This is a genomic window from Cellulomonas sp. NS3, from assembly GCF_024757985.1.
In the GTDB taxonomy this organism is placed as follows: domain Bacteria; phylum Actinomycetota; class Actinomycetes; order Actinomycetales; family Cellulomonadaceae; genus Cellulomonas_A.
This window is the reverse complement of the sequence record NZ_CP103289.1, coordinates 2415793-2426046: the sequence shown is the minus strand read 5'-3', so window position 1 is coordinate 2426046 and position 10254 is coordinate 2415793. Positions and strand designations below refer to the sequence as shown.

Below are 10254 nucleotides of genomic sequence, written 5' to 3'. Positions count from 1 at the left end.
TCACATCCCGCGGACGAGAAGGTGACTCGAGTGGCTCTTCCCCCCTTGACCCCCGAACAACGCGCAGCAGCACTCGAGAAGGCGGCCGCGGCCCGGCAGGCCCGTGCCGAGGTCAAGAACCGACTCAAGTACTCTCAGGGCACGCTCTCCGAGGTGATCGCCCAGGGCCAGGCGGACGAGACGATCGGCAAGCTCAAGGTGCTCGCGCTCCTCGAGTCCCTGCCGGGCGTCGGCAAGGTTAAGGCGCGCGCCATCATCTCGGAGATCGGCATCTCCGAGACGCGGCGCGTCCGTGGCCTGGGTCCGCACCAGGTCAAGGCGCTCGTCGACCGCTTCGGGTGAGCCCGGAGGCACGTACCGTGTGCCTCTGACCAGCCGGATCCACGCAGCACCAGGCCAGGAGCACCGCAGCACCCATGACGACGCCAGCCCGGCTCACCGTTCTCGCCGGACCGACCGCCGTCGGCAAGGGCACGGTCTCCGCCGACATCCGCGAGCGCTACCCCGAGATCTGGTTGTCCGTCTCCGCGACGACGCGTGAGCCGCGACCGGGCGAGGTCGAGGGCGTGCACTACCACTTCGTGACCCCGGCCGAGTTCGACGCCATGGCGGAGGGCGGCGAGCTGCTCGAGTGGGCGGTCGTGCACGGCCGCAACCGGTACGGCACGCCGCGGCGCCAGGTCGAGGAGCGGCTCGCGGCGGGCGCGCCGGCGCTGCTCGAGATCGACCTGCAGGGTGCGCGGCAGGTCCGCTCGACCATGCCCGGTGCGCGGTTCGTGTTCCTCGCGCCGCCGTCGTTCGAGGAGCTCGAGCGCCGGCTCGTGGGGCGGGGGACCGAGGGGCCGGAGGAGCGGGAGCGACGGCTCGCGACGGCGCGCGTCGAGCTCGCCGCGGAGCCCGAGTTCGACCACGTGATCGTCAACGACGACGTGCGGCGGGCGACCGACGAGCTGGTCCGGGTCATGGGACTGCCGACCAGGTAGACTGGCGTCAGTCCCACCCCTTCGTCCTTGCGGGAGTCCACCGTGTCCGGAACCGTCGCTGCACCCGTCGGCATCACCGACCCGCCCATCGACCAGCTGCTCGAGCGCGCGGACTCCAAGTACGCGCTCGTCATCTACGCCGCCAAGCGCGCGCGCCAGATCAACGCGTACTACTCCCAGCTCAACGAGGGCCTGCTCGAGTACGTCGGGCCGCTCGTCGAGACCCGCCCGCAGGAGAAGGCCCTGTCGATCGCGATGCGCGAGATCGACGGCGGGCTGCTGACGGTCGAGGCCACCGAGGGCTGACCTCGGCCCCGTCCCTCCCGGCGTCCCGACCATGCGGATCGTCCTCGGCGTCGCCGGCGGCATCGCGGCGTACAAGGCCGTGCTGCTGCTGCGCCTGCTCGTCGAGGCCGGCCACGACGTGCGCGTCGTGCCGACCGACTCCGCGCTGGAGTTCGTGGGTCGCGCGACGTGGGAGGCGCTGTCCGGCGCACCGGTGACGACGCGCGTGTTCGAGGACGTCGACCAGGTCCCGCACGTGCGGCTCGGCAAGAACGCCGACCTCGTGGTCGTCGCCCCGGCCACCGCGGACCTGCTCTCGCGGGCCGCGACCGGCCGTGCGGACGACCTGCTGACCGCGACGCTGCTCACGGCGCGCTGCCCGGTCCTGCTCGCGCCGGCGATGCACACGGAGATGTGGGAGCACCCGGCGACGCGCGCGAACGTCGAGACCCTGCGCGCGCGTGGCGTCCACGTGCTCGACCCGGACTCCGGCCGCCTCACGGGTGCCGACACCGGCCCCGGCCGGCTCCCCGAGCCGGAGGCCATCGCGGCGGCGGCCCTCGCGCTCGTGCGGCCTGCCGCGCAGGACCTGGCCGGGCGGCACGTCGTCGTCTCGGCCGGGGGCACGCGCGAGCCGCTGGACCCCGTCCGCTTCCTCGGCAACCGGTCCTCGGGCCGCCAGGGCTACGCGCTCGCGCGGGCGGCGGCGGTGCGGGGCGCCCAGGTGACGCTCGTGGCCGCGAACGTGACGCTGCCCACCCCCGAGGGCGTGGCCGTGGTGCCCGTCGAGACCTCGGCGGAGCTGCGCGACGCGGTGCGTGCCGCGGCCAAGGACGCCGACGTCGTCGTGATGGCGGCCGCGGTCGCCGACTTCCGGCCCGCGACGGCGGCCGAGACCAAGATCAAGAAGGGCGCCGACGACGCCGCAGGCGGGACCCGCGTGCTCGAGCTCGTCCAGACGCCCGACATCCTCGCGGAGCTCTCGGCCCCGCGGCTGCGGGAGGGCCAGGTCGTCGTCGGCTTCGCGGCCGAGACGGGGGACGCCTCGGGCAGTGTGCTGGACCACGGGCGTGCGAAGGCCCGGCGCAAGGGCGCCGACCTCCTCGTCGTCAACGCGGTCGGCGGCGGGCGCGGCTTCGGGACGGCCGATAACGACGTGACGGTCCTCGACGGGGACGGCGACGTCGTGGCGGTCGCGGCGGGCTCGAAGGACGACGTCGCGCACGCCGTCTGGGACGCCGTTCTGCTCCGGGGCCGAGCGCACGGCCAGTAACCTGTGCGCATGACCGAGCCCGACATGCGCCTGTTCACGTCCGAGTCCGTGACCGAGGGGCACCCCGACAAGATCTGCGACCAGATCTCCGACGCGATCCTCGACGCGATCCTCGAGCAGGACCCCTCGGCCCGGGTGGCCGTCGAGACGATGGTGACGACCGGCCTGGTGCACGTCGCCGGCGAGGTCACCACGAGCGCGTACGTCGAGATCCCGCAGGTGGTGCGCGAGGTCGTCCGGGGCATCGGCTACACCTCCTCCCACATCGGCTTCGACGGCGACTCGTGCGGCGTGTCCGTCTCGATCGGGCAGCAGTCGCCCGACATCGCCCAGGGCGTCGACAAGGCGCTCGAGGTCCGCGTCGACAGCGGCGACCTCGACCCCCTCGACCTGCAGGGCGCCGGCGACCAGGGCCTCATGTTCGGGTACGCGAGCGACGACACCCCGAGCCTCCTGCCCCTGCCGATCTGGCTCGCGCACCGCCTCGCGGAGCGCCTCGCGGCCGTGCGCAAGGAGGGCGTCGTGCCCGGGCTGCGCCCCGACGGCAAGACGCAGGTGACCATCGGCTACGACGGCGACCGCGCGGTGCGCCTCGACACCGTGGTCCTCTCGACGCAGCACGACCCGGACGTCCACCTCGAGACGACCCTCGCGCCCGCGATCGCGGACCTGGTCGTCAAGCCGGTCGTCGCCGACCTGGACCTCGACGCCAGCGACTTCCGGCTCCTCGTGAACCCGACGGGCACGTTCGTCGTCGGTGGGCCGCAGGGCGACGCCGGGCTCACGGGCCGCAAGATCATCGTCGACACCTACGGCGGCATGGCCCGTCACGGAGGCGGTGCGTTCTCGGGCAAGGACCCGTCGAAGGTCGACCGCTCGGCCGCCTACGCGATGCGCTGGGTCGCCAAGAACGTCGTCGCCGCGGGCCTGGCGCGGCGCTGCGAGGTGCAGGTCGCGTACGCGATCGGCAAGGCGCACCCCGTCGGCCTCTACGTCGAGACGTTCGGCACGGGCACCGTCCCGGTCGGGCGTCTGACGGCTGCGATCCGTGAGGTGTTCGACCTGCGTCCGGCCGCGATCATCCGCGACCTGGACCTGCTGCGGCCGATCTACCAGCAGACCGCGGCGTACGGGCACTTCGGCCGCGAGCTCGCCGACTTCACGTGGGAGCGCGCGGACCGCACCGCGGACCTGATCAGCGCGGTGGGCTGACGCGCGACGGGTCCGTCACCGCGTGCGGCGTCCTCTGCCGCACGGGGTCTCCTCCCGGCTGCGACCCTGCGGTCCTGCAGCACGAGCCCGTCCGGCCCACCTGGCCGGGCGGGCTCGTCGCGTACCGGCGGCGGCGCTCCCGGCGGTGCTCCCCGCGGCTCGGCGGCGGGTCGCGCGGCGGCGGCGGGCGGCGGCTCGGTGCGGCGGTGACAGGCCCGACGGCGCCGTGCGCGGCGACCGGTGGACGGAGCGGTCCGCGGGGTCGGTCGTCGATGGTGAGATAGAGGCGTGGAGGCGACGGGCGGTGCAGCGGGGGAGCAGCTGACCCTCGCGGGGCTCCCGGAGCCCGTGCTCCCGGGCCGCGGGCGGTCGGCGGCCCGTCGGCGCACCGCCGAGGGGCTCGAGCCCGCGGCGTCCCTGCCGGTCGCCCGCGTGTGCATCGACCTGCCGCCCGCGCACCTCGACCGGGTGTTCGAGTACCTCGTCCCGGAGGCGCTCTCGGCGGACGCCGTTCCCGGGACCCGCGTCAAGGTGCGCTTCGGGCGCCAGGACGTCGACGGGTACGTGCTCGCGCGCACCCTGGACGCCGAGCACGACGGCGCGCTCCAGCCGCTGCGGCGGGTCGTCTCGGCCGAGCCGGTGCTCAGCGACGTGGTGGCGCGCCTGGCGCGCGCGGTCGCCGACCGGTACGCCGGGACGCTCGCGGACGTCCTGCGGCTCGCGATCCCCCCGCGGCATGCGCGCGTCGAGTCCGAGGGGCCCGCAGCGGGCGAGCCCGAGGCGTCCGTGGCGCCCGCGACAGCGGAGGCGACCGTCCCGGAGGCAGCGGACGGGTCCTCACCGGACGCGGCGAGCCCCCCACCCGCGCACGGTCGCCTGTCCGGCGACGCGTGGCTCCCGTACCGGGGCGGGCCCGCGTTCCTGCAGCACCTCGCGGCGGGCTCCTCGCCGCGCGCGGTGTGGACGGCGCTGCCGGGCCCGGCCGGGGCGCGGTGGCCGGACGCCGTGGCGCAGGCCGTCCAGGCGTGCCTCGTGGGGGGCCGGGGCGCGCTCGTCGTCGTCCCCGACGCGCGCGACGTGGCGCAGGTGTGCGAGGCGCTCGACCGGGTGGAGGTCCCCCCGTGCACGCCCGAGCGCCCCGGCGGGTACGTGCGCCTGGCGGCGGAGGACGGCGCCGCGCCGCGGTACCGCGCGTTCCTCGCGGCGCTGCGCGGGCGGGCGCGCGTCGTGGTCGGGACGCGCGCGGCGGCGTTCGCGCCGGTCGAGGACCTCGGCCTCGTCGTGTGCTGGGACGACGGCGACGACCTGCACGCCGAGCCGCGGGCGCCGTACCCGCACGTGCGGGAGGTCGTGCGGCTGCGCGCCGAGCTCGAGGGGACCGCGGTGCTGCTCGCCGCGCACGCCCGCAGCGTCGAGGCCCAGGCGCTCGTCGAGAGCGGGTGGGCGCGGGAGGTGAGCGCCGACCGCGCGGTGCTGCGGTCCCGGGCCCCGCGCGTGCGGGCGCTCACGTCGGTCGAGCTCGCGCGCGAGGGCGCCGCGGCGTCGGCCCGGCTGCCCGGCGAGGCGTGGCGCGCGATCCGTGAGCACCTCGCCCACGGTCCGGTGCTCGTCCAGGTCCCCCGCGCGGGCTACCTGCCGGCTGTCGCGTGCGGCCGGTGCCGGGCGCTCGCGCGGTGCACGGCGTGCCACGGGCCGCTGTCGCTCGCGTCGGCCGACGGCGTGCCGCAGTGCGGGTGGTGCGGGCGCCTCGCGACGGGGTGGCGGTGCACGGAGTGCGGCGCGGGGGCCCTGCGGTCGGTGCGTGTGGGATCCGAGCGGACCGCCGAGGAGCTCGGCCGGGCGTTCCCGGGGGTGCCGGTGCGCTCGTCGGGGGCCCGGTCGGCGACCGGGGTGCTCGCGAGCGTGCCGGGGACCCCCGCCCTGGTCGTCGCGACCACCGGTGCCGAGCCGGTGTGCGACGCCGGGTACGCGGCCGCGGTGCTGCTCGACGCGGCGGTCGCGTCCGCGTCGACGTCGCTGCGGGGCGCGGAGGACGCGCTGCGGCGCTGGCTCGCCGCGGCGGCGCTCGTGCGCCCGACGACCGACGGCGGTGTCGTCCTGCTGGTCGGCGACGGCGCACCGCGTCCCACGCAGGCCCTCGTGCGGTGGGACCCCGCGGGTCTCGCCGCCCGTGAGCTCGCCGAGCGCCACGAGCTCGCGCTCCCGCCGTCCGTGCGGGTCGTGGCGGTCACGGGTGGGCGCGAGGCGGTCCGGGCGGTGCTCGCGCGCCTCGAGCTGCCCCCCGGCGGGGAGGTGCTGGGCCCGGTGCCGGTCGACGAGGGCGGCTCCGGCGTCGTGCGCACCGGGGTCGCGTCGGGCCGCGCGCGGGCGGCTGCCGCACCGGCGCAGGGCTCGTTCGAGCCGGAGGTGCGGGCGCTCGTGCGGGCCCCCGTCGCGGCGGGCGATGCGCTCGTGCGGACCGTCGCGGCGTCGGTCGCGGTGCGCAGCGCGCGGCGCGAGGGCGGCACGGTGCGCGTGCAGGTCGACCCGGCGGAGATGCTGTGAGCGTCCCCGGCGCCGCGCCGCCCGTGGACGCGGTCGTCTTCGACCTCGGCAACGTCCTGGTCCGCTGGGACCCGTACGGCCCGTACGAGGGGCGCCTCCCGCGCGCGGCGGTCGACGCCTTCTTCCGGGACGTCGACTTCCCGGCGTTCAACCACCTGCAGGACGCGGGGCGGCCCTGGGCGCACGCGCGCGCCGACGTGCAGGCCCGGCTGCCGCAGCACCTGCCGGCCCTCGACCTGTACGTCGAGCACTTCCGGGCCGCGCTGCCCGGGCCGGTGCCCGGCTCGGAGGAGCTCGTGCGGGACCTCCTCGCGGCCGGGGTGCGGGTGCTGGGCCTGACGAACTGGTCCGCGGAGACGTTCCACCACGCCGAGCCGGCGGCACCCGCGGTGGGGCTGCTCGAGGGCGTGCTGGTCTCGGGGGAGGTGAGGGTCGCCAAGCCGGACCCGCGGATCTACCGGCTGCTCGCGGAGCGGTTCTCGCTCGACCCCGCGCGCACGGTGTTCCTCGACGACAGCCCGGTGAACGTCGCGGGAGCGGCGGCCGAGGGGTTCGCGGCCGTGCTCTTCACCACGGCGGCGGCGGCCCGTGCCGAGCTCGCCGCCCGGGGCGTCGGCGTCTGAACGGGTCCTGGGGCGCCGCCTAGGATCGAGCCCATGCGCCTCCTCTTCGCCGGGACCCCGGACGTCGCCGTCCCGGCCCTCGACGCCCTGCTCGCCTCCCGGCACGACGTCGTCGCGGTGCTGAGCCGCCCGGACGCCCGTGCGGGGCGCGGCCGGACCCTCGCGCCGAGCCCGGTCAAGCAGCGCGCGCTGGACGCGGGCCTCGAGGTCCTGACCCCGCGGTCGCCGCGGGACGCCGATTTCCAGGCACGGCTCGCCGAGCTCGACCTGGACGCCGCACCCGTGGTCGCGTACGGGGCGCTGCTGCCGCCCGCCGTGCTCGACGTGCCGCGGCACGGCTGGGTCAACCTGCACTTCTCGGTGCTCCCGGCGTGGCGCGGCGCGGCGCCCGTGCAGCACGCGCTGCTCGCGGGCGACGAGGTCACGGGCGCGAGCACGTTCCGGATCGAGGAGGGGCTCGACACCGGTCCGGTGTTCGGGGTCCTGACGGAGCAGATCCGGCCGCGGGACACGTCGGGCGACCTGCTCGGCCGGCTCGCGGTGGCCGGTGCCGGGCTGCTCGTGAGCACGCTCGACGCGATCGAGGACGGCATCCTCGCGCCGGTGCCGCAGGCGTCCGAGGGGGTCAGCCACGCCCCGCGGCTGGAGGTCGAGGACGCGCGGGTGCGCTGGGAGCACCCCGCGTACGCGGTGGACCGCCGCGTGCGTGGCTGCACGCCCGCGCCGGGCGCCTGGACCCGCACCCCGGACGGGGCCCGGCTCGGGCTGGGCCCGGTGACGCCGGCCCCCGACGTGACCGACCTGGCGCCCGGTGAGCTGCGGGCGGGCAAGGACGCGGTGCTCGTCGGCACCGCGACCCACGCGGTCCGCCTCGGGGACGTGACCCCCGCGGGCAAGCGCACGATGCCCGCCGTCGACTGGGCGCGCGGCGCACGCCCGGCGCCCGGCACGGTGCTCGGTGCGGCCGTGGTGGAGCACGCATGAGCGGCACGGGCGGCACGGGCGGCACGGGCGAGCGTCCCCGCGGCGGGGCGGACCGGCGTGACCGGCAGGGCCGCGAGCGCGGGGCGGCCCGCGCGCAGGGGCGGGGCGCCCGGACGGCCGCGGCGCCGTCGGCCCGCCGGCGTGCGGGGGACCCGGCGCGCGGCGCCGCGTACGACGTCCTGCGGGCCGTCGACACGAGCGACTCCTACGCCAACCTGGTGCTCCCGCCCCTGCTGCGCGAGCGCCGGGTGGCCGGGCGCGACGCGGCGTTCGCGACCGAGCTTGCCTACGGGACGCTGCGGCTGCGCGGGCGCTACGACGCGGTGATCGAGCTGTGCGCGTCGCGTCCCGCCGCGTCGATCGACCCCCCGGTGCTCGACCTCCTGCGCCTCGGGATGCACCAGGTGCTCGGCATGCGGGTGCCCGCGCACGCCGCGGTCTCCGAGACCGTCGGGCTCGCCCGCGAGCGCGCCGGGACGGGTGCGTCGCAGTTCGTCAACGCCGTCCTGCGTGCGGCGTCGCGCGAGCCGCTCGAGACGTGGCTCGAGCGCATCGCGGACGCGGCGCAGCCCGCCGACGACACGACCCGGCTCGCGGTCACCGAGAGCCACCCCGCGTGGGTGGTGCGGGCGCTGCGGGAGGCCCTCGCCGGGTCCGGGCGGGCGGTCACCGAGCTCGGGGACCTGCTGCGCGCGGACAACCAGGCACCCCAGGTGACGCTCGTCGCCCGGCCCGGCCTGGTCGAGCCCGACGAGCTCGCCGCGGACGCCGGGGGCGCCCGACCGGGCCGGTGGGCGCCGACCGCGCTCGTGCTGGAGGGCGGCGGCGACCCGGCCGCGCTGGCCGCGGTCCGCGACGGGCGGGCCGGCGTGCAGGACGAGGGCAGCCAGCTCGTGGCCCTCGCGCTCACCGGCGCCCCGCTCGAGGGCCCGGACGAGCGGTGGCTCGACCTGTGCGCGGGACCCGGGGGCAAGGCGGCCCTGATCGGTGCGGTGGCCGCGCAGCGCGGGGCCCGGCTCGTCGCCAACGAGGTGCAGCCGCACCGGGCACGGCTCGTCGAGCAGGCCGTCGCCGGGCTGCCCGCGGGTGCGGTCGAGGCGGTCCGCACCGGTGATGGCCGCACGCTCGGCACCGACGACCCGGGCGCCTACGACCGGGTCCTCGTCGACGCACCGTGCACCGGTCTCGGGGCGCTGCGCCGGCGCCCCGAGTCGCGCTGGCGGCGGAGCCCGGCCGACCTCGCCGGTCTCGCCGAGCTGCAGCGCGCCCTGCTCACGTCGGCGCTCGCCGCCGTCCGCGTCGGGGGCGTCGTGGCCTACGTGACCTGCTCCCCGCACCTCGCGGAGACCCAGCTCGTCGTCAAGGACGTCGTGCGGGCCCGGACGAAGGCCGGCGACGGGGTCGAGGTCCTCGACGCCCGCGCGGCGGTCCTCGCGGTGGCGCCCGCGATCGAGCTGCCCGAGCGCGACGACGTGCAGCTGTGGCCGCACGTGCACGGGACGGACGCGATGCACCTGACGCTGCTGCGCCGCACGTCCTGACCGGCGCGGTGGCCGGCGGGGCGGTGGCCGCCGCGGGGTAGTCGGGTGCCGCCGGTCGGCCGGCCGTGCCGCGCCGTGACTAGGCTGACCGGGTGCGCGCGCTGATCAACCCGAGCATCCTGTCCGCCGACTTCGCCAACCTCGAGCGCGACCTCGCCGCGATCGCGGGCGCCGACTACGCGCACGTCGACGTGATGGACAACCACTTCGTGCCGAACCTCACGATCGGCCTGCCCGTCGTGCAGCGGCTCGTCGAGGTCTCCCCGGTCCCGGTCGACGTGCACCTGATGATCGAGGACCCGGACCGGTGGGCGCCCGCGTTCGCCGAGGCCGGTGCCGCGTCCGTGACGTTCCACGCGGAGGCCGCGCAGGCGCCGGTGCGCCTCGCCCGCGAGCTGCGGTCCCTCGGGGCCCGCGCCGCCGTGGCGGTGCGGCCGGCGACGCCCGTCGAGCCGTACCTCGACCTGCTCGACGAGCTCGACATGATCCTCGTGATGACGGTCGAGCCCGGGTTCGGGGGCCAGTCGTTCATCGAGGGCACGCTGCCGAAGATCCGCCGTGCCCGCGCCGCGATCGCGGCCGCCGGCGCGGACACGTGGATCCAGGTCGACGGCGGGGTGTCCCGCAGCACGATCGAGCGCGTCGCCGCCGCCGGCGCGAACGTCTTCGTCGCCGGGTCGGCGGTCTACGGCGCCGACGACGTCGCGGCGGAGATCGGCGCGCTGCGCGACCTCGCAGAGCAGGCGCTGCGCGCCGGGGAGTGACCGGCGCCGCACGACCGCCGGGCACGACGGCGAGGCACCCGCACC

General features: G+C 77.2%; 10 protein-coding genes. All 10 read left to right on the top strand.

What is annotated here, in order from left to right; translation table 11 throughout:
* Positions 1 to 30: 30 nt before the first annotated feature.
* The 10 genes from mihF to rpe all read left to right on the top strand — a co-directional run bounded on the left by mihF (position 31) and on the right by rpe (position 10209).
* Positions 31 to 342 (top strand): integration host factor, actinobacterial type, encoded by a 312-nt coding sequence (mihF, locus tag NXY84_RS11070; RefSeq protein WP_034627300.1) that lies wholly within the window; start codon positions 31 to 33, stop codon positions 340 to 342.
* A gap of 74 nt (positions 343 to 416) precedes the next feature.
* Positions 417 to 983 carry a guanylate kinase gene (gene gmk, locus NXY84_RS11065; RefSeq protein ID WP_258723164.1) on the top strand — a complete coding sequence of 189 codons (567 nt, stop codon included), beginning with the start codon at positions 417 to 419 and terminating at the stop codon, positions 981 to 983.
* A 42-nt stretch (positions 984 to 1025) separates the two neighbouring features.
* Entirely contained in the window at positions 1026 to 1289 is a 264-nt protein-coding gene (rpoZ, locus tag NXY84_RS11060; RefSeq protein WP_034627292.1) for a DNA-directed RNA polymerase subunit omega, read from the top strand.
* Positions 1290 to 1320: 31 nt separating this feature from the next.
* Positions 1321 to 2541: a bifunctional phosphopantothenoylcysteine decarboxylase/phosphopantothenate--cysteine ligase CoaBC gene (gene coaBC / locus NXY84_RS11055; RefSeq protein WP_258723163.1), complete on the top strand. Its 1221-nt coding sequence runs from the start codon at positions 1321 to 1323 to the stop codon at positions 2539 to 2541.
* A 9-nt stretch (positions 2542 to 2550) separates the two neighbouring features.
* Entirely contained in the window at positions 2551 to 3753 is a 1203-nt protein-coding gene (metK, locus tag NXY84_RS11050) for a methionine adenosyltransferase (protein WP_258723162.1), read from the top strand.
* 288 nt (positions 3754 to 4041) lie between these two features.
* A complete protein-coding gene (locus NXY84_RS11045) occupies positions 4042 to 6297 on the top strand; it encodes a primosomal protein N' (RefSeq protein WP_258723161.1) in 2256 nt (751 codons plus the stop codon).
* Complete coding sequence (locus NXY84_RS11040; RefSeq protein ID WP_258723160.1) at positions 6294 to 6920, top strand: HAD family hydrolase; 627 nt, start codon at positions 6294 to 6296, stop codon at positions 6918 to 6920. Before NXY84_RS11045 ends, NXY84_RS11040 begins: the two co-directional genes overlap by 4 nt.
* Before the next feature lie 33 nt (positions 6921 to 6953).
* On the top strand, positions 6954 to 7904 hold the full coding sequence (gene fmt, locus NXY84_RS11035; RefSeq protein WP_258723159.1) for a methionyl-tRNA formyltransferase: 951 nt from the start codon (positions 6954 to 6956) through the stop codon (positions 7902 to 7904).
* On the top strand, positions 7901 to 9445 hold the full coding sequence (locus NXY84_RS11030; RefSeq protein ID WP_258723158.1) for an RsmB/NOP family class I SAM-dependent RNA methyltransferase: 1545 nt from the start codon (positions 7901 to 7903) through the stop codon (positions 9443 to 9445). The genes fmt and NXY84_RS11030 overlap by 4 nt, the downstream gene beginning before the upstream one ends.
* 92 nt (positions 9446 to 9537) lie before the next feature.
* Entirely contained in the window at positions 9538 to 10209 is a 672-nt protein-coding gene (gene rpe / locus NXY84_RS11025) for a ribulose-phosphate 3-epimerase (RefSeq protein WP_258723157.1), read from the top strand.
* The last annotated feature ends 45 nt before the right edge of the window (positions 10210 to 10254 follow it).